Source organism: Micromonospora sp. NPDC023888 (assembly GCF_040639415.1).
Taxonomy (GTDB): domain Bacteria; phylum Actinomycetota; class Actinomycetes; order Mycobacteriales; family Micromonosporaceae; genus Micromonospora.
On the sequence record NZ_JBEZZW010000009.1, the window covers coordinates 173,599 to 195,843 of the forward strand.

At 71.5% G+C, this 22,245-nt stretch carries 21 protein-coding genes; 6 read left to right on the forward strand and 15 right to left on the reverse strand.

Annotation, left to right across the window (positions count from 1 at the left end; genetic code table 11):
• Positions 1 to 2 precede the first annotated feature (2 nt).
• Positions 3 to 1,262: an MFS transporter gene (locus tag AB0F61_RS11175; RefSeq protein WP_357807003.1), complete on the reverse strand. Its 1,260-nt coding sequence runs from the start codon at positions 1,260 to 1,262 to the stop codon at positions 3 to 5.
• On the reverse strand, positions 1,259 to 1,969 hold the full coding sequence (locus AB0F61_RS11180) for a siderophore-interacting protein (protein ID WP_357807005.1): 711 nt from the start codon (positions 1,967 to 1,969) through the stop codon (positions 1,259 to 1,261). Before AB0F61_RS11180 ends, AB0F61_RS11175 begins: the two co-directional genes overlap by 4 nt.
• An 81-nt stretch (positions 1,970 to 2,050) precedes the next feature.
• Here AB0F61_RS11180 and AB0F61_RS11185 point away from each other — a divergent pair, with 81 nt between their 5' ends.
• Positions 2,051 to 2,611, forward strand: coding sequence for a GNAT family N-acetyltransferase (locus AB0F61_RS11185; RefSeq protein WP_357807008.1), 561 nt, complete (start codon positions 2,051 to 2,053; stop codon positions 2,609 to 2,611).
• Here the strand turns inward: AB0F61_RS11185 and AB0F61_RS11190 are convergent.
• Together AB0F61_RS11190 and AB0F61_RS11195 are read right to left on the reverse strand one after the other, a co-directional pair.
• Entirely contained in the window at positions 2,593 to 3,222 is a 630-nt protein-coding gene (locus AB0F61_RS11190) for a DUF305 domain-containing protein (protein WP_357807011.1), read from the reverse strand. The two genes, AB0F61_RS11185 and AB0F61_RS11190, sit on opposite strands and share 19 nt — an antisense overlap.
• A 14-nt stretch (positions 3,223 to 3,236) precedes the next feature.
• Entirely contained in the window at positions 3,237 to 5,102 is a 1,866-nt protein-coding gene (locus AB0F61_RS11195; RefSeq protein WP_357807013.1) for a sigma-70 family RNA polymerase sigma factor, read from the reverse strand.
• Positions 5,103 to 5,420: 318 nt separating this feature from the next.
• Between AB0F61_RS11195 and AB0F61_RS11200 the strand changes: the two genes are divergently transcribed.
• On the forward strand, positions 5,421 to 5,606 hold the full coding sequence (locus AB0F61_RS11200) for a hypothetical protein (RefSeq protein WP_357807016.1): 186 nt from the start codon (positions 5,421 to 5,423) through the stop codon (positions 5,604 to 5,606).
• 207 nt (positions 5,607 to 5,813) lie between these two features.
• Positions 5,814 to 6,626: an RNA polymerase sigma factor SigF gene (locus tag AB0F61_RS11205; RefSeq protein ID WP_357807019.1), complete on the forward strand. Its 813-nt coding sequence runs from the start codon at positions 5,814 to 5,816 to the stop codon at positions 6,624 to 6,626.
• A gap of 39 nt (positions 6,627 to 6,665) precedes the next feature.
• Here AB0F61_RS11205 and AB0F61_RS11210 read toward each other — a convergent pair whose 3' ends face one another.
• On the reverse strand, positions 6,666 to 7,727 hold the full coding sequence (locus AB0F61_RS11210) for a DUF2855 family protein (protein ID WP_357807022.1): 1,062 nt from the start codon (positions 7,725 to 7,727) through the stop codon (positions 6,666 to 6,668).
• Between the two features lie 69 nt (positions 7,728 to 7,796).
• Positions 7,797 to 9,011 (reverse strand): PP2C family protein-serine/threonine phosphatase, encoded by a 1,215-nt coding sequence (locus AB0F61_RS11215; protein WP_357807026.1) that lies wholly within the window; start codon positions 9,009 to 9,011, stop codon positions 7,797 to 7,799.
• Positions 9,012 to 9,278: 267 nt separating this feature from the next.
• Here AB0F61_RS11215 and AB0F61_RS11220 point away from each other — a divergent pair, with 267 nt between their 5' ends.
• Entirely contained in the window at positions 9,279 to 10,346 is a 1,068-nt protein-coding gene (locus AB0F61_RS11220; protein WP_357807028.1) for an ice-binding family protein, read from the forward strand.
• Positions 10,347 to 10,402: 56 nt separating this feature from the next.
• On the opposite strand, the gene AB0F61_RS11225 is transcribed toward AB0F61_RS11220, so the two are convergent.
• The 5 genes from AB0F61_RS11225 to AB0F61_RS11245 form a co-directional block, all read right to left on the reverse strand.
• Complete coding sequence (locus tag AB0F61_RS11225) at positions 10,403 to 11,893, reverse strand: glycoside hydrolase family 130 protein (RefSeq protein ID WP_357807031.1); 1,491 nt, start codon at positions 11,891 to 11,893, stop codon at positions 10,403 to 10,405.
• Complete coding sequence (locus AB0F61_RS11230; RefSeq protein WP_357807034.1) at positions 11,890 to 12,942, reverse strand: glycosyltransferase; 1,053 nt, start codon at positions 12,940 to 12,942, stop codon at positions 11,890 to 11,892. Before AB0F61_RS11230 ends, AB0F61_RS11225 begins: the two co-directional genes overlap by 4 nt.
• Positions 12,939 to 14,075, reverse strand: a complete 1,137-nt coding sequence (locus AB0F61_RS11235; RefSeq protein ID WP_357807037.1) for a glycosyltransferase — start codon at positions 14,073 to 14,075, stop codon at positions 12,939 to 12,941. Before AB0F61_RS11235 ends, AB0F61_RS11230 begins: the two co-directional genes overlap by 4 nt.
• A 116-nt stretch (positions 14,076 to 14,191) precedes the next feature.
• Positions 14,192 to 15,196 carry a glycosyltransferase family 4 protein gene (locus AB0F61_RS11240; protein WP_357807039.1) on the reverse strand — a complete coding sequence of 335 codons (1,005 nt, stop codon included), beginning with the start codon at positions 15,194 to 15,196 and terminating at the stop codon, positions 14,192 to 14,194.
• Positions 15,193 to 15,366 carry a hypothetical protein gene (locus tag AB0F61_RS11245; protein WP_172862148.1) on the reverse strand — a complete coding sequence of 58 codons (174 nt, stop codon included), beginning with the start codon at positions 15,364 to 15,366 and terminating at the stop codon, positions 15,193 to 15,195. Before AB0F61_RS11245 ends, AB0F61_RS11240 begins: the two co-directional genes overlap by 4 nt.
• A 439-nt stretch (positions 15,367 to 15,805) precedes the next feature.
• Between AB0F61_RS11245 and AB0F61_RS11250 the strand changes: the two genes are divergently transcribed.
• Complete coding sequence (locus AB0F61_RS11250; RefSeq protein WP_357807043.1) at positions 15,806 to 16,987, forward strand: low temperature requirement protein A; 1,182 nt, start codon at positions 15,806 to 15,808, stop codon at positions 16,985 to 16,987.
• A gap of 7 nt (positions 16,988 to 16,994) precedes the next feature.
• On the opposite strand, the gene AB0F61_RS11255 is transcribed toward AB0F61_RS11250, so the two are convergent.
• The 3 genes from AB0F61_RS11255 to AB0F61_RS11265 all read right to left on the reverse strand — a co-directional run bounded on the left by AB0F61_RS11255 (position 16,995) and on the right by AB0F61_RS11265 (position 19,593).
• Entirely contained in the window at positions 16,995 to 18,026 is a 1,032-nt protein-coding gene (locus tag AB0F61_RS11255; protein WP_357807046.1) for a zinc-binding dehydrogenase, read from the reverse strand.
• A 94-nt stretch (positions 18,027 to 18,120) separates the two neighbouring features.
• Positions 18,121 to 18,663, reverse strand: a complete 543-nt coding sequence (locus AB0F61_RS11260) for a TetR family transcriptional regulator (RefSeq protein WP_357807048.1) — start codon at positions 18,661 to 18,663, stop codon at positions 18,121 to 18,123.
• Between the two features lie 48 nt (positions 18,664 to 18,711).
• Positions 18,712 to 19,593 (reverse strand): helix-turn-helix transcriptional regulator, encoded by an 882-nt coding sequence (locus AB0F61_RS11265; protein ID WP_357807051.1) that lies wholly within the window; start codon positions 19,591 to 19,593, stop codon positions 18,712 to 18,714.
• A 132-nt stretch (positions 19,594 to 19,725) separates the two neighbouring features.
• Between AB0F61_RS11265 and AB0F61_RS11270 the strand changes: the two genes are divergently transcribed.
• A complete protein-coding gene (locus AB0F61_RS11270; RefSeq protein WP_357807054.1) occupies positions 19,726 to 20,592 on the forward strand; it encodes an oxidoreductase in 867 nt (288 codons plus the stop codon).
• A gap of 37 nt (positions 20,593 to 20,629) precedes the next feature.
• Here the strand turns inward: AB0F61_RS11270 and AB0F61_RS11275 are convergent, their stop codons facing one another.
• Positions 20,630 to 22,177: an MFS transporter gene (locus tag AB0F61_RS11275; RefSeq protein WP_357807056.1), complete on the reverse strand. Its 1,548-nt coding sequence runs from the start codon at positions 22,175 to 22,177 to the stop codon at positions 20,630 to 20,632.
• Positions 22,178 to 22,245: the final 68 nt, after the last annotated feature.

Below are 22,245 nucleotides of genomic sequence, written 5' to 3' on the forward strand. Positions count from 1 at the left end.
GGTCACGCCACCGCTCGCACGCCGTCCGCCGCCGGCCGCTCCGCCACCGGATCGGCGACGGGACCGGGCTGGTGCGGGAACCGCCGCTGGTGCGCGAGCCCGAGGACGACGCCGGCGGCCACCAGCACGATGGCCGCGACCGCGACCGCCGGGTAGCCGACCCGGTCGGCCGCCGCGAGACCGACGGACCCCGCCACGAACGAGCAGACCAGGCCGAACGACGACAGGACGGTGAAGTCGGTGCCGCCGGTGTCGGGGCGCGAGTAGTCCATGTTGACCGTGTAGAGCACGACGTTGGCGACGGTGTAGGCCACCATGAAGCAGCAGAGCGCGGCGACCGTCGCCGCCAGCGGCGCACGGCCGTTCATCAGCGGCAACAGCAGCAGCGTCGACACCGTGAGGGTCACACCGCCGACCACGAGCACGCCGCTGCGCCCGAAGCGACTGACGCCGAGCCCCGCGACCAGGCCCGCCACGATGGCCGGAGCGCTCGTCACGACACCCGTGACGACGCCGATCCGACCCAACGACCAGCCCGCGTCGACCAGGGCCGGCGTCACCAGGGAGTACGCCATTCCCGCGCCGACGTAGACAAGCGGCACCACACCGAAGGTCCACCACCGGCAGCCCGGCTGGCCGAACACCGACAGCAGCGCCCGGTAGGCAGTGCCCACCCGGGCCACCCGGTCGGTACGCGGAGGTTCCCGGAACCGCCACACCACAAGCAGGCCGACCGCCGTCATCGCGGCCAGCAGGCCGATCGCCGACGCCCAGCCGAACTGGTCGTAGACCAGGACGCAGGCGCCGCCGCCGAGCAGGTTGCCGAGGTAGCTGGCCGCGACCTGGATGCCGTTGCCGGTGCCCCGGGCCGACTCGGCGAGCATCCGGACGGCCACAGCGTCCACGGCGATGTCCTGGGTGGCGGAGAAGAAGACGTACGCGGCGCAGATCGCGATGACCGGCCCGAGCGCGTCGGCCGGGTCGGCGAACGGCAGCAGCGCCAGCAGGGCGAGCACCAGGGCGCTCTGGAGCACGAGCAACCAGGATCGGTAGTGGCCGCGGTGCCGCGAACCGTACCGGTCGAGGATCGGCGCCCAGAGGAACTTGATGGGCCAGATCAGACCGACGATCTGCAACAGCGCCAGGGTGTCGAGTGAGGTGCCGCCGTCACGCAGGATGGCGGTCAACCCGACAGTGATGAAGCCGACGCCCAGGTACTGGGTGACGTACAGCCCGGTAAGCGTGCCGAGCCGACCCTTCATGCGGCTTTCCAGTAGCCGAGAGAGGTCAACCGGTCCTTGTCGACACCCAGCGTCCGCCGGATGTGCCGGGTGATGCCACGGGTGCTGGCGGCCTCGCAGGCCACCCAGTAGTGGGCCGCGCCGCTGGCCGGCAGGGCCGCGCACACCGTGTCGACGAGGTGTCGACCATCGTCGCGCCGAGGCACCCAGGTGACGTCGTGGTGCTCGCGGGTGCGCAGCGCGAGCGCCTTCTCACCCTCGTGGGCGTACTCGAGCCAGACCGTGGCCGGGATGTCGGCGCCGGCGTCGAGCAGGCTGTTCACAGCGGGCAGGGACGCGGCGTCGCCGACGAGGTAGAGGTGGTCGGGCGCGGGGTCGGGCAGTTCGAACGCGCTGCCCTGGACGGTCGCGGGAATGGTGTCGCCGACCTGGGCCGAGGTGGCCCAGCGGGCGGCGCAGCCGTCGTGGATGGCGAATTCGAGAGTGAACCGACCGGTGGCCGGGTCGGGGTCGACAAGCGTGTACGCGCGCTGGTGCGCCCGCCCGTCGTTGTCGAACCACAGCCGGATCCACATCGTGGGGTGCACCCCGCACGCCTCCAGCAGGCCGCCTCCGTCGAGGAGCAGCCGCTGGTAGTGCCCATCGATCGACTCGGTGCCCAGCACGGTCAACCGAAAGTCCCGGCCGCCCATGGCCTTGAGGACCAGGGCCTCCCAGTTCCGTTTCACGCACCCCTCCAGGTAAGGTCATCCTTGGTTAGGGGAGGTTAACCTAAGTAACGCCCCGGATGGAACAGAGGACCGCGCCCGATGACGCACCTGGAGAAAGTCGCCGGTCTCGGTGAGTTGTCGTTGTTGACCGTGGACCCCGACCGGCACGCCGCCCTCCTGCACGACTGGGTCACCCGGCCCCGCAACTCCTTCTGGGGCATGGGCGCACACACCCTCGACGAGGTCCGCGACGTCTACGCCTTCGTGGACGGCCTGCCGACGCACCACGCGTACCTGATCAGGGTGGACGCGGAGCCGGTCGGCATCTTCCAGACCTACCAGCCCGAGGCGGACCCGGTCGGCGAGCGCTACCGCGTGCGGCCCGGCGACGTCGGGATGCACCTGCTACTCAGTCCCGACCGGCGGATCGCCCGCGGCCTCACCAACGCCGTCGGGCCGGCCCTGGCCCGTTTCCTGTTCCGCGACCCGGCCGCCGAACGGATCGTCGTCGAGCCGGACGTCCGCAACCACCTCGCCCTGCGCCGGCTGGAGATCGAGGGCTTCACCTTCGACTCGGAGATCGACATGCCCGACAAGCGGGCCCAACTCGCGTTCCTCACCCGCGCCCGCTTCGAGGCGCGTCACCCCGCGCCGGTCTGACGGTCCAGCGCGTTCAGCTCGGCGGCCCGCGCCTGCTGGATCCGGCCGGCGAGCGCCCTCAGCTCCGGGCTCCCACCGGCGGTCTGCTCACCCCGGCACAGCACCACGGTCTGCGCGAGGTGCGCCCGCAGCAGAGCAGCCGCCCGGGACGCCACCTCGGCGTCGGGCACGCCGCGCAACTCGGCGAGACTGGCGTCGGTGACCATGCCCGGCATCTGATGCCCCTCGTGGATGTTCAGCTCCGGAACGTTGCCCGCGGCCAGCAGCCCACGGAGGTCCCGCAACTCCCCCTGATGAGCCTCCCGGACGTCGCCGAGAAGGGCCCGCAGCTCCTCGTCCGCCGGTCGGCCGGCCAGGTGGTCGATCAACGCGAGCGCGCCCTCGTTCATCGGGATCAGCAGTTGGATGAAGGCGTCGTCGGTGCCGTTGAGCAGCACGGGCGCGGTCGCCACCGGGGCGGGCGGCGGGGCGGGCGGGTGGTCGGGTCTGCCCCCAGCCTGGGTGAGACCGACGGCCAGCGCCGTCGCGACCAGGGTCACGGCGACGCCGACGATCGGCCCGGGGCGGGTACCGGACGCTCTGCGCTCGGCGCTGGTCTGGTGCTCGTCCATCCGTCCGCCGCCGCTCACCGGGCGGCTTGGAACGCGCGGCCGATCACTGTCGCCTGGGTGCCGTCGCTGAACAACCCGGATCGGTCCTGGTCGGTGGCGGGCAGGCCGAACCAGGCGTACCGCTGCACGTAGGACAGCCGGCCGAGCATGGCGGTGGCGGCGGTGAGGAAGGCCGCCTGCTGCTCCTGACTCGGGAACTGTTGACGGCCCCCGTCGAAGCGGATCAGGGCGAACTCGGTGAGCCAGATCGGTTTCCGGTACCGCTGGTGGACAGCCTGCAGATACTGCCGGAGCTGGTCGACAGCGGTCGCGCTGGTGAAGTCGGCCCCGAACCAGTGCAGCGTGATGAAGTCCACCCGGTGGCCCCGGGCCTGGGCGCCGGTCATGAACCGGTCCAGCCAACCCTGCGGATCCGGCCCGCCCCAGGCGACCGCCGGGCTACCCAGCCGGCTGCCCGTCGCCATGAGCTGCGGCCACAGGTCCAGCGCCTGCTCGACTGTCATGTTCGCCTGCTCGGGCAGGTCCGGTTCGTTGAAGGTGAGCAGATCCGGCCCCGCCGCCTTCGCCCGGGCCAACTCGGCGGCGGTGACGTTCTCCGCGCCCCGGATCATGGGCACGAACGTCACACCCCGCGGCGTGCTGATCCCCGGGTGCCGGGTGCCCCACGTGTAGTACCAGCCGGCCTTCGAGTTCGCCAGGGCCTGACTGGCTCCGGCGAAGTTCCACACCCCGACGCCCTTGCGGGCGGAGCTGACCGCCGGGGCGACCGGAGCCTTCGACGACTGTCGTGCGCTCGGCGACGGCGCGCCGCTCGGCGAGGCCACGGCGGTGGGCGCGGCGGACGGCGGCGAGGCCCACGAGGGTGCGGGTGGATCCTCCGGCAGGATCACCACCGCCGTGGTGATGGCGAGTACGGCCGCGGCCACCCCGGCGGCGAGGGATGGGAGCAGGCCACGAGGGCGGCTCACCGCGAGGTCGGCAGCGCTCGGGCCGCCGCCCCCATCGGTGGGCGCCCCACCGGGTGGGCTCTGCCCGGCGGTGTGCCCTGCCGTGGCGGCCTGCGCGCCGGCCGGCACCGCCGCACCCGGAAAGTGGGCGCTCAGACCCGCCGGCAACGGCAGCATCGGCAGGCCGGCGAGCAGCCGGTCGATAGGCAGGAGCGTGGAGCCCAACCGCCCACAGAACGCGCAGTCGCGGACGTGCCGGGCCAGTCGCTTGCGCCACAGCGGGCTGGGAGTGCCGTCCCAGTCGGCGATCACGGCCTCCAGGTCCGGGCAACCGGGGCGGGCGCGCAGTGCGCGGACGACGCCACGGGCGCTCTGGATCTGTTCCTTCATCCGGTGGATCCGCACCGCGACGTGCCCGGGCGACAGGCTGAGCGCGTCGGCGACCTCGTTGCGGGTGATCTCGCCGGTCTCCTCAAGCCACCACAGCGAGAGCAACTCCTGGTCGTCCGGGTCGAGCCAACGGGTCGCCTCGGCGACCTCGCGTCGTTGGTCGGTGAGGCCGAGCCGGAGGATGGTCATGCCGGCGAAGTCGGAGGCGGGGTCGGGCACGTTGTGGATCGCGTCGAGCCCGGCGTCACGGTTGAGGGCGACCCGTCGGCGCTGTTCCCAGTCGCGCACCTGGCGGATGGCGATCGCCACCAGCCAGGACCGGTACGCCGCCGGGTCGTTGAGCGCGGGCAGGTGCCGGATCACCCGTACCAGCGTCTCCTGGACGACGTCGTCGACGTCGGCGTGACCGCGCAGCGCACGCCCGACGATGTTGTAGACGAGCGGGAGCGAGGCCGCGACGACGTCGTCGAGGGCGCGCTGGTCGCCCTGTCGGGCCGCGACGACCAACCCGACATCGGGTAGTGCTCGACCGGCTGACGGCATGGCTGTCACTCCTCGGGTGCTGATCCGCGCGGACCCGCGCTGTGTGCGCTGACCGCCCTCACGTTCGGAGACTGACACCGGCAGGTTGGATTACGGAATTCTCCGTCGGCGGCGAGCCGGGCGCGACCGGGGCCGGTCGGCGGCGCGTGCGGATCGACGGCGCCGGGTAGGGTGCGGGGTGTCGGTGTCGCCGGGCGTTCGCCTGTGCACGAGACACCCTGATCGGGCGCCCCTGTGCGGCGCCGACCCGTCACGAGCTCACCCGGCGAGACTCCGCGTGGCCCGGACGGCCCTCCTCCACCGAAGACAGGATCCTGCATGACATCGAACGACAACGGCCGATCCGCCCTGTTCCTCGCCACGTCGAACGCGGACGGGCCGGAAGGGTCGGCGGTGACCGTCGACGGCAGCGCGGAGGCCATGCGTCGGCTGCGCCATCCGTTCGCGGTGCAGCCGGCCCCGCAGAGCCCGACCGCTGGCGACGACCGCGATCGGCGCGGCTGATCCGGCCACTCATACTTTCGGGTAGTAATGGGTACGACTTTCGGGTAGGGTGCGGGTCATCAAGTGAACGACATGACGCGGTGGTGAGGCCCGTGATCGTGGCCTTGCGACAGCGCATCTTCGCCCGTACGTGCGCTCCGGCGGCAGCCGGTTCGGAGATCTTCCGGTCGATCCGATCGACGGGCATCTGTGGGAAGGACCATCCCCATGTCCAGCACCGTCGGAACAGCCACCAGCATTCGTGTCGGCCAGCAGCACAGCGACCAGAGCCCCGATGAGCTCCTGACCGCCTTGGCGGCGACCGATGCGAACGACCCGAACCGCCCCGCACTGCGCGACCGCGCCATCGAGGCGTGGCTGCCGCTGGCCCGGCATCTGGCCCGCCGCTACTCGGGGCGGGGCGCACCCGACGAGGACCTGACCCAGACCGCCTCGGTCGGTCTCATCAAGGCCGTGGACAACTTCGACCACAGTCGGGGTGTCGACTTCAGCGGGTACGCCATTCCCACGATCATCGGCGAGATCAAGCGGTACTTCCGGGATCGCACCTGGGCGGTGCGCGTGCCCCGCCGCCTCCAGGAGTTGCGCCTGTCGATAAGCGCGGCGAACAGCGCGCTGACCCAGACCCTCGGTCGTTCGCCGACCGTGGCCGACATCGCGTCGCACCTCGACCTGTCCGAGGAGACCGTCCTGGAGGGGTTGGAGGGCGCACGCGCCTACCGGGCCACGTCGCTGTCCACCCCGGTCGGGGCCGACGGCAGCCGGGAACTCGGGGACACTCTCGGCGGCGACGACAACGAATTCGACCTCGTCGAGATCCGTGTCGCCCTGGACCCGGCACTCGCCACGCTGCCGGAACGCGAACGCCAGATCCTGATCCTGCGCTTCTACGGCAACCTGACCCAGGCTCAGATCGCCGACCGGATCGGCGTCTCGCAGATGCACGTCTCCCGACTGATCGCCCGGTCGTTGACGGCCCTGCGCCACCACCTCGTCGACCTCGACCACAGCGCGTTCTGAGGCGGGCGCCGTCGATCTGCGGCGGGTGCCGTCAACCGCTCACAACTGGACGACGTGACCCACCCGTGGCGGTGTACGACCGGCGAGGACGTCGAGCCAGGCGCGTTGGAGGGCCTCCGGCCCGGTGCCGACCTGGACGTCGAGCCATTCGCCCACGACGGCGGTGAAGCGTTGCCAGGCCGCCGCGAACCGCTCGTCGAGCCCGGCACGGCCCCAGTCCTGGCTGCGCTTGCGCATCTGGACCGGCGCGAAGAACACCTCTTCGGCGGCGTCGGCGTTCGGCGTCTGGTTGGTGAGGCCGACCGCGATGTCCCGGACGAGCCGGTCGCCGAGGTGCCGACGCAGGGCGGCACGGGTCGAGGGCGCGCCGGACAGGTCGAGGTAGACCGACGCCACGGCGTCCAGAGAGTCGATGTCGTCGTACGAGACGACCTCGTCGTAGCAGCCGAGCGAACGGGTGAAGGCCAGGTTGCCGGGCGAGGTGAGCCCGACCAGGCGTGGTCCGCGACCGTGCAGCTCGAACGCGGCGGCGTACGCGGTCTTGCTCGACGCCGACGACAGCAGCAGCGACTCGGCGCCGTGGAAGTCGTTGTCGACAATCCGGTCGGCCAGCATGAACGAGGTGAAGAAGAGCGGCCGGAACAGGATCAGCAGATCCTCCTGGTCGGGCCGGTACGCCGGGTCGCCGGTGGTCGACCGGTACGCGTTGTACGGTGACGGCAGGTCGGCCCGGTGCGGGCTCGCGTCCCGGAACCCGGACGTGTCCACCCGGTCCGGCCGCACCAGCAGGTGGCCCGCGGGCGGGAGATAGCCGTAGATCCGCTGCCCCGCCTCGACGCCCGCGACCGTCGAGGTGACCACCTCGGCGAAACCCCAGAGTGGCGGCAGGCCCCACTGTGGCCCGAGCCCGACCGGCGGGAAGAACTCCCAGTACCGCATGGCGTCGCCGAGCACCGCGTAGGTCACGTTGTTGGCGGTGAGGCCGACCCGGTCCACCCGCAGCAGCGCCTCGCCGTCGGCCACCGGGGGCGGGGCGCCATCGACGAGCGTCGTCTGCCCGAGGTCGTCACGTGCCACGGCGAAGGTCCATGAGTCGGCCATGAGGTGACGCTAGACACCCCTCCCGACACAGACAAGTGCACTGGGAGTGCAAAATCCCACTGTGTCCGGTCAGGACCGGGACGCGGCGAGGTCGCGAAGGTGCGCGAGCGGCAGGTGCGGCGGTCGCCACTCCAGGAAGAGGGCCGTCGCGTCGTCCTCAAGCCGGTCGTCCTGGTAGCCGACGACGGCGCGCACCAGGCGACGCATCGTCTCCGGGCTGGGCAACCCGTCGTTGAGGGCACGGTTGACGAAGTCGACGAGCCGGTCCAGCCCGAACTGTTCCCCGTCCGCGCTCCGCGCGTCGGTGATGCCGTCGGTGTAGGCGAGGATGCGGTCACCCGGGTGCAACTCCTCCACGTGCAGCCTCGGGCGGCGGGCCGACAGGTGGCCCAGCCCGAGCGGCAACGCGGTCGGCCCCGGCAGCTCCCGGATGGCCTTGCCGTCGCGCAGCAGCATGGCACCGGGGTGGCCCGCGTTGATCATGCTCAGTCGGCCGGTCCGATGGTCCAACTCGATGAGCAGCCCGGTCGCGAAGAAGTTCGGGTGCTCGGAACGCACCCACCTGTCGATGCTGATCGCCGTGTCGACCAGGTCGAGGCCACACCGGCGCGCGTTGCGGTACGCGCTGACCACGAGTGAGGCCAGCGTGCTCGCCTTGATGCCGTGCCCACACGTGTCGAAGAGCCCGACACTGAGCACGTCGCCGTTCAGCGCGTAGTCGAAGATGTCGCCGCCGACGTCGTAACAGGGTTCGAGGATGGCGGTGATCACCAGGTCGTCGGTGGCGAAGGTCAGCGGCGGCAGCAGCCCCCACACGATCTCGGCCGCGACCTGCATCGGCAGACGCCGTCGCATCCGCTCGACCACGTCACCGTAGAGCCGCCGGTTGACCAGGATCTGGGCGATGTTGACCGCCACCTCCCAGGCGGGCCCGTCCATGGCCGCGTCGGCGGCCGCCGGCGAGACGATCTCCAGCACGCCCATCCGTTCGCACCCGAGCAGCAGTGGCACCCAGACCCGGTCCGGGTTGTCGGGCGCGCGCTGGATGTCGAGGTTGGTGAAGGCCCGCCCGGCGAGGGTCGTCTCGATCGACAGCTCGTCCCGGACGAGACCCGCGCCGAGCAGCGGCACGAGCAGGGACTGCGTGTAGTCGGCCAGATAGATCACGATCTCGGTGGCGTCGATGGCGGGCGCCGCCCGGGCGACGAGTTGCGACAGCTCGTCCGGGCCGCCTCGGGGTGCGTTGAGCTGCAGCCAACGCACCATCTCGCCGACGTCGCCCACGCTGCACCTCCCCCGTCCTCCCCAGACCCTACGGCCACAGCAGCTCAAGCGGTTAGGCCACCGCGCTCCGCGGCGTTCCGCACGTGCCAATCGCCCGTTCCCGGCCGGTCAGGCGCCTTTCGTCCCAGCAGCCTCACGGATCTCAGCCATTTCGCAACTATTGCGTATTAGGTGTGCAAAAGTCCGATTGAGCAAAACCGTGTGTGGTGTGACTCCGACCGCCGCACGACCGGCGTCTGGTGAGATGCCTTCGCGAAAGGGCACGTCGTGACAACCAAACTATTCAGCCATCCACGACGCGCGGCCAGGTCCGCACTGGCGGCCGTCGCCGCCAGCGGCACAGCCGTCGTCGTACTCATCTTGAGCGGCACCGGCGCGAGCGCCGCCGTGGCACCGGTCGACCTCGGCACGGCGGCGAACTTCTCCGTGCTGGCCGGCGCCAGGGTCACCAACACCGGCCCGACCTTCCTCGCCCAGAACCTCGGCGTCAGCCCCGGCAGCGCCGCGACCGGCTTCCCGCCCGGCCTCGTGGGCGGCGAGACGCACCTCGCCGACGCCGTCGCGCTACAGGCACAGAACGACCTGACCACTGCCTACAACGACGCGGCCGGCCGGACCCCGTTCACCAACCTTCCGGCTGAGCTGGGCGGCACCACGCTGCTGCCCGGGGTCTACCGGCTCGGCGCCGCGCAGCTGACCGGCACCCTGACGCTCGACAGCCAGGGTGACCCGGCGGCGGTGTTCATCTTCCAGATCGACTCCACCCTCGTCACCGCGTCGGGCAGCAGCGTCGTGTTCATCAACGGGTCCTCGCCCTGCAACGTCTACTGGCAGGTGGGCAGCTCGGCCACCATCGGCACGGGCACCCGGTTCATGGGCAACATCCTGGCCCAGGAATCGATCACCATGACCACCGGCGCCACCCTCCAGGGCCGCGCCCTGGCCCGGACCGGCGCGGTCACCCTCGACACCAACACCATCAACGCCCCCGTCTGCCTCCAACCGACGGCATCGCCCACCCAGACCTCGACCGGCCAGCCCACCGGCACGCCGACGAGCACACCGACCGGGACCCCGACCGGCACACCCACGGGCACGCCCACCGGCACACCGACCGGGCAACCCACGGGCACACCGACCGGCCAGCCCACGGGCACGCCCACCGGCCAGCCCACCGGCCAGCCCACGGCGACACCGACCCGCACGAAGCTGCCCGTCACCGGCGGTAGCGGCGGCGGTTCGCTGGTGCCCGTCCTGAGCGCGATCGGCGGCGTCGCCATTGCCGGAGGCGCAGCCCTACTGCTCCTCTACCGGCGTCGGACGACCGACTCCTGACCGAGGTGCCCCGGCGGCCGGTAACCACCCGGCCGCCGGGGCAGCACCACCACCTGTCATCCGTTCCGCTCGCGCGATGGTGGGGATTCCACCATCGCGGCCCGGAGCGCGGCCACCGGCACCGTGGCGAAACCCACCCGGGCGTCACTCGCCCCGTACGGCAGCCACAACTCACCGTCGTGGATGAGCGCTCCACAGGAGTAGATGACGTTGGGGACGTACCCGTCCCGGTCGTCCTCGTCGGGTGACAGGAGCGCACCCGGAAGGTGCGCGATGACCCGCTCCGGTCGGTCCAGGTCCAGCAGGAGCGCACCGATCGCGTACCGGCGCATCGGTCCGACGCCGTGGGTGAGCACGAGCCAGCCGGCGTCGGTCTCGATCGGAGATCCGCAGTTGCCGACCTGGATCAACTCCCAACTGTCCCGCGGAGCGTGCAGCGGGGTCGGCGCCTGCCACCGGTTGTCGCCGTCCAGGCTGGTCAGGCCGATGGTCTCGCCGTCGGCCCGACACAGCGCCAGGTGCCGGCCGCCGACCGTACGCGGAAACAGCGCGAGCCCCTTGTTCCGAGCGCCCGGCCCCCGCATCGGGGTCGTCTCGAAGCGGCGCAGGTCGCTGCTGACCAGGGAGCGGGTGGCGATGCTCCGGCCGTCGTAGGCGGTGTAGGTGGCCCGGTAGACCGGCCCGGACTCATCGACGAACCGGACGAACCGCGCGTCCTCCATGCCGTTGCTCTCGGCGGGGGTTGCCGGCCAGAGCACCCGTTGGTGCAGAGCCGTGTCGGCGGGGAAGGCAGTGGCGTAGCTCCCGGCGTTGGTGCGACGCAGTTGTTCGAGGGTGCCCAACCCGGTGCTACGGGAGAGCAGATCGGGTGGCAGGTTGGCGAGCACCCGCTCGAAGGTGGCCTCGTCGTACCGCTCGGGCAGGGCGTCCAGCACCGTGGCGGTGACCTCGTTGTCGCAGTCCTCCTCGGCGAGGCCGGCGACGAGCAGGTCCCGGCGGTGCCGTACGCCCATCCGCTGCCCGACGGCCAGCGGGCCGGCCCGATCGGCGACGGTGAGCTGACGCCCTGGTCCGAGGACCGCTGTGGCGAACCCGATGGACGACAGATGACCCTCGCCGATCTGACGCAGGCTCACCGCGACGCGCAACTGCCCGGCGCCCAGACCGGTCTGGTCCGGGTGGGCCACCATGGACGGGTTGCAGAGGGCGGCGGCCTCCACTGCGTACTCGTGACTGAAGTACGCGCCGACCAGCAGCCGGCTGGTCGGCGAGAGATCCCGAGCCCGGGCGGCGCGGTGCCGGACCAGGTCGTAGTGGTGGTGGAACGTGCCGGCCAGGTCGCGGTGCCGGGCACCGAAGCGGTCGAAGGTGTCCCGCAGCAGCCGGCCGGTCTCCTCGTCGTCGAGGCGTGCGACCCGGTCGATGAGTGCCCGCGCGCGGGTGCGTACCACCGCGGCGTCCTCCCCCGGGACGAAGAGCTTGACGATGACCCGCCGTGGATCCGGGGTGAGAGTGGCGCCCTGCCGGACGGCCAGACTCCGGGTCACGACCACCGCCGGGCGTGCTGGAGGGTGGAGAGGAGCGCGAGCGTGGATTCCGCGCCCTGGTTGAGGTTGGGTCCGTGCGCGGTCAGCCCGTCGTAGCCGCCGCCGGTCGCCGGATCCCACATCGGCGTGCCGAGGTCGTTGTCGCCGAGGAACCACCCGACCGCCTGTCGTACCCCGGTGTCCCACTCGGGGTCACCGGTGACCGTGGCCGCCGTGGCGCAGGCGTCGGCGAGCGCGGCGACCTCGATCGGCTGCTGGTCGTGGTGCAGCCGCACGCCGCCGTGCCGCCACCCTCCGGCCGGTACGACCGACAGCCGTCCGTCGCGCAACTGGACGTCGCGCAACCAGGCCAACATCCGCAGGCCGTCGTCCAGGGGTGGACCGCCCTCGCGCAGTTGGCTGGCGGTGATGACCACCTCGGCGAGGACGGGGTTGGCGTAGGTCAGCTCCTGCCGTGGCCACGGCCAGCGCGGGTCGGGGCCCGGCGGGCCGACCGTGCTGGCCGCGTCCGCCAGCAGGGACGCCGCGGCGACGTGACCCGGGTGGCGGCGGAGGACCTCGGCCGCGCCCAGACCGGCGAAGGCCATCGCGTGCGGTGCCCGGGTACGCCGGCCGGCGCCCCGGCTGAAGGCGACAAGCGCCTCCTCCCGTACCCAGGATGCGGGGCTGCGGGCGACGGCCGTGCCCAGACCCCACAGCGCCCGACCCCACCAGTCGCCGAGCCCCGGTTCGTCGGCCCAGTGCCGGTCGTGCCCGAGCCGGTTGTGGAAGGCGCCGTCGGCGTCCTGCGCGTGGGTCAGGAACGCGAGGTAACGCTCCGCGAGCCGCAGCAACTCCTCGCCCGGGTCCGGCTCGCGGCTGACGACGACCAGGCCACGGGCCACGTCGTCGGTGCAGTAGCCGTGCTCGCGACGGACGATGGCGTGCCGGGCGTGCTCGAAGAGACCCGTGTCGTCGCTCATCCGGATCAGGTGCGCGAAGCTCGGCGCGGGCGCCGTCGCCCAGCGCCCACGCGTGGATGTCCGGGGCCGGCCGGTGGTCGCGGTCATGCCGGCACCGCACTGACCGCCGGCGGGCGGGCCTCGCTGAGCTGCTCCGCGAGCGTTTCGTAGCGGGCCGCCACCGCCGGCCAGCGCAGGTGCGCGGCCAGCGGCCGGACCCGGCCGGCGAGCCGCGCGGTCAGGCCCGGCTCGGTCAGGATCCGCCGGATCGCCGCGGCCAGCGCCGCCGGGTTCTGATGGGGTACGACCAGACCCGGCCCACCGGTCAGCAGCTCCACGGCGTGCGGGAACGCCGTGGCGACCACGGGCACCCCGGCGGCCACCGCCTCGATGAGTACGCCGGAGGTGACCTGTTCGCGGGAGTCGTAGGGCAGGACCACCACGTCGGCGGAGCGGATCAACCGGCCCAGCGCCTCCTGGTCGTGGTAGATGTCCTGGTAGTCGACGGCGTGCGCGATGCCCAACTGGGCGCCGAGCTGGTGCAGCCCCGCCCGGTACGCCTCACCGTGGTGCTCGACCACCTTCGGGTGGGTCCGGCCCGCCACCGTGTAGGTAGGTGTCGGTTCCAGGTCCTGCAACCGGGCGAGGGCACGCAACGACCACTCGACGCCCTTGCCGGGGCCGAGCAAACCCCAGGTGAGCAGGTGCGGGCGGGCACGCCGCTCGACGGGTACGCCGGCGAGCTCGGCGGCGCCGTGCGGGATGACAGTCACCTTGCCCGCGGTGACGGCGTACCCGACGAGCAGCCGGTCCCGGGCGGTGTCGGTCATCGTGACGACCGCGCCGGCGGTGGCCACGATCCGCTCCAACAGCGACTTCTGCCGGGCGGTGGGCTGGCTGAGCACGGTGTGCAGGACCACGATGCTCGGCACGGTCAGCCGCCGCAGCAGCGGCAGGACGTCCTCGCCGTCGGTGCCGGGGTAGATGCCGTACTCGTGCTGGACGATCGCCACGTCGAAGGTGTTCAGGGCGGCCGCCGCGTCCCGCCAGCCGGTCGGATCGAGCGCCGACCAGGTGTGCACGACCCCGGGTACCGGCCGCTGGTCGTCGCCGTGATCGGTGACCCGGACGATGCCACCGCGAGTGCCGTCGGCGGTCAACTGGGCGGCGAGGGCCGAGTTGAAGGTGGCCAGCCCACACCGGGTCGGTGGGTGGGTGCTGAGGAATCCGTAGCTGGGCATGAACATGGGGCCTTTCCGGTTGTCGGCCCTCGCCTGGGTACGGGCGGGCCTCACGCGGGAACGGCGCACGCCGGTCAGCGTGTGTGACCGACGGAACGGAGAGGTGTGCGGTTCAGTCAGTTACGAATGAGCTGGTCGTAGACGGCGAGATAGTCGGCGACCATCCGCTCCGCGCCGAAACGCTTCAGAGCCTGCGCCCGACACTCCACCCGATCGAGGTCCACGGCCCGGGTGATCGCCTCGACGGCCTGGTCGACGGTGTGGACGAGGAAGCCAGTCACGCCGTCGTCGACGACCTCCGGCATGGACCCCCGCTGGTACGCGACGACCGGAGTGCCACAGACCATCGACTCCACCACCGACAGTCCGAATGGCTCGTCGAAGGCGATCGGGTGCAGCAGTGCGGTGCTGTCCCCCAGCACCTCGGCTCGCTGTTTCGGGCCCACCGACCCGAGGAACACGACCTGGTCACCGTCGATGTGCGGGGCCACCTGTTCGGCGAAGTACCGCTCGTCCTGCACGATGCCGCAGATGGTCAGGGGTCGGCCGGCGCGGCGGGCGATCTCGATCGCGGTGTGGGTGCCCTTGTCGGGATGGATCCGGCCGAAGGCGGCCAGTCCCGGACCGGCGTCGCGGGTGAACGGCAGCCCGCCGACGTCGACGCCGTGGTGGACCGTGGCGACGTAGTCGAGTTCCGGTGCCCGGTCCGCGTCGGAGATCGACACGTACGACGAGCGGGCTCGGGCGTAGGCGGGCACGATCTCCGCGCCGGAGAAACCGTGCACAGTGGTCAGCAGCGGAGCGTGGCAGTGCTCCGCGAACGCCAACGGAAGCCAGTCGAGGTGACTGTGCACCAGATCGAACTCGGCCGAGCGGGCAAGCGCGTGGGAGACGTGCATCGCCTCCCACACCCGGCCGTCCAGGTCCGGGTCGTCCGCGTACCCCCGGGGGCAGACGCCGTCGAGTTGGGCGGAGGTGACGGAGTCGAGTGTCGCGAAGAGCGTCACGTCGACGCCGCGGCTGACCAGCCCCTCCGCCAGCAGACCGGTCACCTGCTCCCACGGGCCGTAGTGGTGTGGAGGCGTACGCCAGGCGACCGGTCCGAGCAGCGCAACCCTCAAGGGGAGGACGCGTCGACAAGATCAGCTGGGTTGAGGTGCAGGGTGGCGAGCAGCCCGGAGTGCTTCGCCGGGTCCACCCGCTCCGGCAGCTCGCGCTCGACCCAGTCGGCCCGGGCCTGCTGGCCCCGGTCGCGAAGTGCTGTGACGATCCTGTCCCTGGCGATCCTCATCTGGTGCTCCCCTGGTTGAGGTGTTCAAAACGATCATTCGCACGGACAGTCGTGTGCATGCGTGCGTCGGATCCGGACCACCAACTGTTCCGACCGCGAGAACGGGCGAAACCCGACGGCTCGGGCCTTGGTCGGCGATCGGCCGACACGACCTGCGAGTCGCGGTGATGGGGATGACGATCGGTAACGCCCCTGGTGGGCTGGTGGCGACGGCGTCTGGCGGCCACCGGGATCCCGGGCGACGTGTCCACCGTACGCCCCGTGACGTGCTGCTGCACACGCGCCGCCGGCGGACCGACAAACCTCGGGCGCCTGCACACGACATCCTGGGCCGCCGCGCTGGCCGAATCGGCCGAAGAGGGCCAGCCAGCAACTTTGCCCGAGTTGCAGCCGGAATCTCACTAGCATGAGGGTCCGGAGCAGCGTAGGCGGGCACTTGATGACGACCGACCAAGCGGTAGGGCTGACCCGCGAGGATGAAGGGCCCCAGCGGGCGACCCTGCTGGAACTCTTCCTCGACCTGGTCTTCGTTGCCGCACTCGCCCTGACGTCACAAACCCTGGCGCAGCGTCTCGACTGGGTCGGGGTCTTCCAGACCGCGGTGCTGTTGATGGCCATCTGGTGGATCTGGGCAGCCAGCGCGCTGGCAACCGAACTCCAACACCCCGGCCGACCTCCGATCTTCGCCGTGACGCTCTGGGTCATGTTCGGAACGATCCTGATGGCGGGGGCGCTGCCCGGAGCGTTCGCCGAGCACGGCCTGATCTTCGCGGGCGCGTACGTGGCGATCCAGGTGGGACGTGGCACCTTCCTCGTCGCCGCGCTGGGCGGCCGCCCGGAGCAGCAACGCTCCGGACGGTTCATGTTCTGGTTCGCTGTTTCCGCGATACCGTGGCTCGTCGGCGCCTTCGTGAGCGGCCCGGTACGGGGCGTGCTGTGGACCTCCGCGCTCGCTGTCGATTACGCGGTCGCCTGGCTTCGTTACCCCACACCGAGGATCGGTCGTCTACCCTCACCCCGCTATGCGGTGGCGGCCGACCATCTGGCGGAGCGCTACCAGCAGATCTTCACCCTCGCCCTCGGCGACCTCATCCTCATCATCACCCTGACCTACGCCGCCCACGACCTGACCATCTACCGGACGGCGGCCCTCCTGGTCGGGTTCGCCTCAGCCGTGCTGCTGTGGCAGATCTACGTCCACCGCGCCGGGGCACTGCTGAAAGCCGCCATCGAGGCCTCCCGGGACCCGGGCGGGTTCGTGCGGTCCGCACCCAACACCCACCTACTCATGGTGGCCGGCATCGTGACCACCTCCGCCGGCTTCGAAGTCGTCATCGCGCACCCCGCCGAGGAGGCGTCGCCGTGGTTGGTTGGCGTCCTTCTCAGCGGGCCAGCGTTGTTCCTGCTTGGACGGGCCCGGTTCGAGTTCGAGGTGTTCAGCCGCGTCTCGCCGTCTCGACTGCTCGCGCTGCTCGCGTTGGCGGTCGAGGGCCTCGTTCTGGTGCGCGCCCCCGCACTGGTGACCGGCCTCGCCGCGACCCTGGTGCTCGCCGGAGTTGCCGTGAGCGACAGCATCCGGGCCCACGGGAAGCCACCCGAACCACCCATGCCGTCGACGTAGTCGAAGGTCAGGGCTCCAACACCACCTTGCCGGGCCGGCTGCGGGTCTCGGCGAACACGAGCGCGGTGGAGACCTCGCTGAGCGGGTAGCGGGCGGCGATCTGCGGCACGATCACCCCTTGCCGCAGGAGGTCGAGCACGATGCCCAGGTCGGTGCGCAGGCGACGCCGGAACGCGGTACGGCGGGTGAGGTGACCGGCCCAGAAGTTGTAGAAGCCGGCCCGGTGGCCGTTCGGCAGCGCGTTCCAGGTGTAGAGGCGGGACAGCAGCTTCACGAAGACCCAGACGACCGACTGGCCGGAGTCCACGGCGGCGGCGTTGCCGTAGACGACGAGCGTGCCGCCGGGGGCGAGCAGGCCGTACGAGGTGCGGACACCCGGGCCGCCCACCGGGTCGAGGACGGCGTCGACACCGCCCGGCGACAGCTCACGCACGCGCGCGGCCAGGTCCGGGTCCCGGTAGTCAAGCGGTTCGACGCCCAGTTCGCGCAGCGCCGCGTGATGCCGTGCGGCGGCGGTGCCGATGACCCGCAGGCCCAGGTGGCGTCCGAGTTGGACGAGCACCGTTCCGACGCCACCGTTCGCGCCGTGCACGAGGATCGTCTGCCCGGCCCGCAGGCCGGCACTTTGCAGCAGTTGCCAGGCGGTCACGCCGTTGACGACGACGGTCTCGGCGGCGGCGGGGTCCAGCTCCGCGGGTACGGGGGTCAGGGCGTCGATGTCGACAACCGCGTGGGAGGCCCAGCCGCCGGTCTTGGTGACCGCCGCGACCCGGGTGCCGACGAGCGAGTCGTCCGCGCCGGGGCCGACCGCCCGGACCGTGCCGACGAGGTCGTAGCCGGGCACGAACGGGAACCTCGGCTGGCCGGGGTAGCGGTCGTGGCGCATCTGCTGTTCGGCGAACGAGATGCCGGTGGCCTCGACCTGGACGAGCGCCTGCCCCCGGGCGGGGACGGGCATGGCGCGCCGGCGCAGGTGGAGTCCGTCGGGCTCCACCACGCCGGGCAGCACCACTTCGGTGATCATCGCTTCGGTTGTCATCGGATCCTCCTAGTTTGTAAGTGTGCACTCACACACTTATTGGCGTGAAAAAAGTGGGCCGCTGTCGCGGCCCAGGGGTCGGTGGTCTCGGGGGTCAGGGGTGACGGATGCCGGCGGTCAGCGCGCGGGCCCACGGCTCGGAAACCTGCTCCAGGCCGGCGGTGACGATCAGGTGGCAGAGCTGGCCGTACGCGAAGAACTGCTGCACCTGCGCGTCGGTGGCGCCGGCCCGGTCCTGCACGAAGGTCGCGACCCGCCGGTAACCGGCCCGCACCGCCTCGGCGATCTCGGGGATGTCCGTGACGGCCTGCGCCTGCACCTGGAACAGGAGCAGATCACGGTCGGCGATCAACTCCGCGTAGGCGGCGCCCATGGCGTCGAGGACCTCCTCCGGGCTGCTGCCCGTGGCCTGCTCCGCTCCCGCCTCGATCGCCGCGGCGATCCGGTCGAAACAGGCTCCGGCCGCCGCCACGAACAACCCGAGCTTGCCGGAGAAGAGCCGGAAGACGTACGCCTCGGAGATGCCGGCGGCGGCGGCCACGGCGGTGACCGGGGTGGCGTGGAAGCCGGTGCGCGCGAACGCCGACACGGCGGCGTTCAGCACGGTGACCCGGCGGGCTTCGGCTGTCGATCGCATGTTTGTAAGTGTGCACTCACAAACAAGAGGCGTCAAGCCCAACCCGCCTCACTCCAGGGGGTAGAGCCGGGCCGGGTCACCGGGTCGGAGGCTGTCCGGGGTGTCGTCCCGGGTGCTGGCGGCGATCGAGCCGAGCAGCGCCAGGGACCGTGCGGACTCCGTACCCGGCTCGGCGTGGTAGATCACCAGCAGTTGCCCGTCGGCGCCCGCGACCGCGAGCTTGTCGCAGTACAGGTCGAGGTCACCCACCTCCGGATGACGCAGTCGGCTGACCACACCCTCCCGCCGACGCACCTCGTGACGCGCCCACAACTGGCGGAAACAGTCGCTCTTCAGGGACAACTCCCCCACCAGCGCCGTCAACCGGGGGTCGTCGGTGGCCCCGCCCGAGTCGGCGCGCATCTGCGCCACTACGCTCTGCATCGCCTGCCGCCAGTCGCGGAACAGCTCCCGCTCGGCCGGGTCCAGGAACACCGCGCGGAGTCGGTTCGCGCCCGGCGCGAGATTCGGCGACAGGGCCCTCGCCATCGGGTTGGAGGCCAGGATGTCCAGGTAGCGGTTCTGCACGAAGGCCGGCATGTCGAGCTGCCGCAGCAGGTGCAGGATGCTGGCCGGCACCCGCTCGACGGCCGGTCGGACCGCCCGGCGCGACCGCGCCCGGCTCAGCCCGATCAGGTACGCGGTCGCCTCCGGGTCCAACCGCAGCACCCCGGCGAGAGCGTCGAGGACCTGCACCGAGGGATGCCGTTCGCGCCCCTGCTCCAACCGCAGGTAGTAGTCGGCGCTGATGCCGGCCAGCATCGCCACCTCCTCGCGCCGCAGCCCCGGCACCCGGCGCAGGCCCACGCCCGGACCGAGCCCGACGTCCTCGGGCCGGGTCTGCTCCCGACGGGCACGCAGAAAGTCGCCGAGCGGGTTCGTCGCGTCCATGGCACCGACGGTAGATCGCCCGGCGGCACAGTGACTGGCTGTGTCACTACCAGGAACAGCTCGCCCTGCTGGCCGGCCGCCCATCGGCGCACAGTAGACGCATACCCGCTGTGATTACGGATAGAGGACGACATGATCGAGAACCTTCCCGGCGGATCCCTGACCCTGGCTGACGGCCTCACCCTGAGCCGGATGGGCTACGGGGCGATGCAGTTGGCCGGCCCGGGTGTCTTCGGCCCGCCCCGCGACCGTGAGCAGGCGCTCGCCGTGCTCCGCGAGGCCGTCGACCTGGGTGTCCGGCACATCGACACGAGCGACTTCTACGGCCCGGTCGTGGTGAACGAGCTGATCCGCGAGGCGCTGCACCCGTACCCCGAGGATCTGCACCTGGTCACCAAGGTCGGCGCGCGACGCGGCGCCGACCGCTCCTGGATCCCGGCCCTGGAGCCGGACGAACTGAAGGCCCAGGTCCGGGACAACCTCCAGCACCTCGGCCTGGACGTCCTCGACGTGGTCAACCTGCGCGTCGGTGTGGCGGAGGGCACCGGCGACGATCCCCTCGCCGAGCAGTTCGGCGCCCTCGCCGAACTGCGGCAGGAGGGGCTGATCCGGCACCTCGGGCTCAGCAACGTCACGCTCGACCAGCTCACCGAGGCCCAGGCCATCGCCCCGGTGGTCACCGTGCAGAACCTCTACAACGTCGCCAACCGGCAGGACGACGCACTGGTGGACCGGTGCGCGGCGGAGAACATCGCGTTCGCCGCGTTCTTCCCGCTCGGCGGCTTCACGCCGTTGCAGTCCGACACACTCGACGACGTGGCCGCCCGGGTGGGTGCCACGCCGCAGCAGGTCGCCCTCGCCTGGCTGCTCCAGCGCTCCCCCACCACCGTCCTGATCCCCGGCACCTCGACGCTGGCACACCTGCGGGAGAACCTCGCGGCGGCGGACCTGAAGCTGCCGGCCGACGCGATCGAGGAGTTGGACGCCATCGGTTCCTGATGCCCGCCAGGGCGTGTTTCATAAGGGCGGTCGAACCCTAGTGCTGGTGCGGACGGTTGCGGACGAGGGCGAGGGTGAGCACGGCGGTGAGGAGGAAGACGATGCCGTTGATGCGCAATCCGGCCTGGACGCCGGAGGTCAGCGCCTCGGCCAGCGCCGCGCGTACCGGATCGGGCAGTGGTTGGTCGCCGGTGGCACCGGCGGCCACCGCTGCCTGCACGGCGGCCCGGGTGGGTTCGCCGACCTGGTGCGCGGCCAGCCGGTCAGGCAGGTCAGCCAGCATCGTGGTGGTCAGGAGCGTGCCCAGCAGGGACGAGCCGAGCACGGAGCCGACCTGGCGGGCGGCGTTCACCGCTCCGGCGGCCATGCCGGCCTGAGCGGGCGCAACGCTGGCCAGGGCCGCCGCCGTCGCCGGGGCCACCACCAGAGCGCTGGCGGCGCCGAACAACGCGAACAGCGCCCAGCGACTACCGAACGCCGCGGTGGGGCCCTGGGTCGCCAGGGCGAAGCTGGCCACCGCACCCAGGACCAGGCCGAGGGCGATCGGCGCCTTGAAGCCGGTACGACGGATCACCCGCCCGGCCCCGAAGGCGGCGAGCACGTAGGCACCGAAGAGCACGAGCATCCGCCAGCCGGTGTCCAGCGGGCTGAGCGCCTGGGCACGTTCGTGGAAGAGGACAAGCAGGATCGCCACGCCGGTGAAGCCGAACAGCGACACCGCGGCAACCACCATGACAGCGCTGAACGACGCGGACCGGAACAGCCGTACGTCGAGCATCGGCGCGCTGGCCCGCAGCTCGACAAGCACGAACCCGACAAGTGCGACAAGCGCGATGATCCAGGCTGCCAGCACCACCGGGCTGGCGTAGCCGTCCCTGCCACCCTGGATCATCGCGTAGACGGCGGCGGCGATGGCGACGGTGCCCAGCAACAGGCCCCGCACGTCGAGTCGGGCAGCGCTCGGCCGGGACTCGGCCACCCCGAGGGCGGCGACGACGAGGGTGATCACGCCGAGCACGATCGTCGACAGGTAGACGCTGTGCCACCGGTAGTGCTGGAGCAGCGCGCCGGCGATGAGCGGACCGATCGCGAGCCCGATGCCGGAGGCCGCCGACCACGCGGTGATGACCTCGGTACGCCGGTGCGGGTCGGTGAAGGTGGCGCCGAGGATCGCCAGGCTGTTCGGCAGGATCAGGGCTCCGCCGAGGCCGGCGACCAACTGCCCGACGATCACCCAGGCCACGGTCGGGGCACCGGCCACGACGGCGGCACCAACGATCATCGCGAGGACTCCGGCACCGAACATGCGCCTGCGCCCGTAACGGTTGCCGAGGGTGGCGGCGGACAGCACCACGCTCGCCACCATCAGCGTGTAGGCGCTGGGTACCCAGATCAGGGTGGTCGGGTCGACCCGCAGGTCCTGCTGGATCGTGGTCAGCGCGGAGACCGTCGCGGTGATCTGGAGGAACGTGATCATCGCGCCCAGGCACATCGCGATCAGGGTCACCGGGCGGGAGCCGCGGAAGGACCCGGCGATGGCCGGTCCGGGTGCGGATGCGGTCGGGGCCGTGGTGTCGGTGGTCACTGGCGTCCTCGATGCTGGTCGGGGCTGACTTGCGTTTGCATAAGCCAGCGACAGCCCAGTGAACCACC

What these genes read in the sequence shown, in the direction of transcription:
- AB0F61_RS11175 (WP_357807003.1), bottom strand. Translation starts at nt 1,262, where the DNA reads ATGAAGGGTCGGCTCGGCACGCTTACCGGGCTGTACGTCACCCAGTAC.
- AB0F61_RS11185 (WP_357807008.1), top strand. Translation starts at nt 2,051, where the DNA reads ATGACGCACCTGGAGAAAGTCGCCGGTCTCGGTGAGTTGTCGTTGTTG.
- AB0F61_RS11190 (WP_357807011.1), bottom strand. Translation starts at nt 3,222, where the DNA reads ATGGACGAGCACCAGACCAGCGCCGAGCGCAGAGCGTCCGGTACCCGC.
- AB0F61_RS11195 (WP_357807013.1), bottom strand. Translation starts at nt 5,102, where the DNA reads ATGCCGTCAGCCGGTCGAGCACTACCCGATGTCGGGTTGGTCGTCGCG.
- AB0F61_RS11200 (WP_357807016.1), top strand. Translation starts at nt 5,421, where the DNA reads ATGACATCGAACGACAACGGCCGATCCGCCCTGTTCCTCGCCACGTCG.
- AB0F61_RS11205 (WP_357807019.1), top strand. Translation starts at nt 5,814, where the DNA reads ATGTCCAGCACCGTCGGAACAGCCACCAGCATTCGTGTCGGCCAGCAG.
- AB0F61_RS11210 (WP_357807022.1), bottom strand. Translation starts at nt 7,727, where the DNA reads ATGGCCGACTCATGGACCTTCGCCGTGGCACGTGACGACCTCGGGCAG.
- AB0F61_RS11230 (WP_357807034.1), bottom strand. Translation starts at nt 12,942, where the DNA reads ATGACCGCGACCACCGGCCGGCCCCGGACATCCACGCGTGGGCGCTGG.
- AB0F61_RS11235 (WP_357807037.1), bottom strand. Translation starts at nt 14,075, where the DNA reads ATGCCCAGCTACGGATTCCTCAGCACCCACCCACCGACCCGGTGTGGG.
- AB0F61_RS11245 (WP_172862148.1), bottom strand. Translation starts at nt 15,366, where the DNA reads ATGAGGATCGCCAGGGACAGGATCGTCACAGCACTTCGCGACCGGGGC.
- AB0F61_RS11250 (WP_357807043.1), top strand. Translation starts at nt 15,806, where the DNA reads ATGACGACCGACCAAGCGGTAGGGCTGACCCGCGAGGATGAAGGGCCC.
- AB0F61_RS11255 (WP_357807046.1), bottom strand. Translation starts at nt 18,026, where the DNA reads ATGACAACCGAAGCGATGATCACCGAAGTGGTGCTGCCCGGCGTGGTG.
- AB0F61_RS11260 (WP_357807048.1), bottom strand. Translation starts at nt 18,663, where the DNA reads ATGCGATCGACAGCCGAAGCCCGCCGGGTCACCGTGCTGAACGCCGCC.
- AB0F61_RS11265 (WP_357807051.1), bottom strand. Translation starts at nt 19,593, where the DNA reads ATGGACGCGACGAACCCGCTCGGCGACTTTCTGCGTGCCCGTCGGGAG.
- AB0F61_RS11270 (WP_357807054.1), top strand. Translation starts at nt 19,726, where the DNA reads ATGATCGAGAACCTTCCCGGCGGATCCCTGACCCTGGCTGACGGCCTC.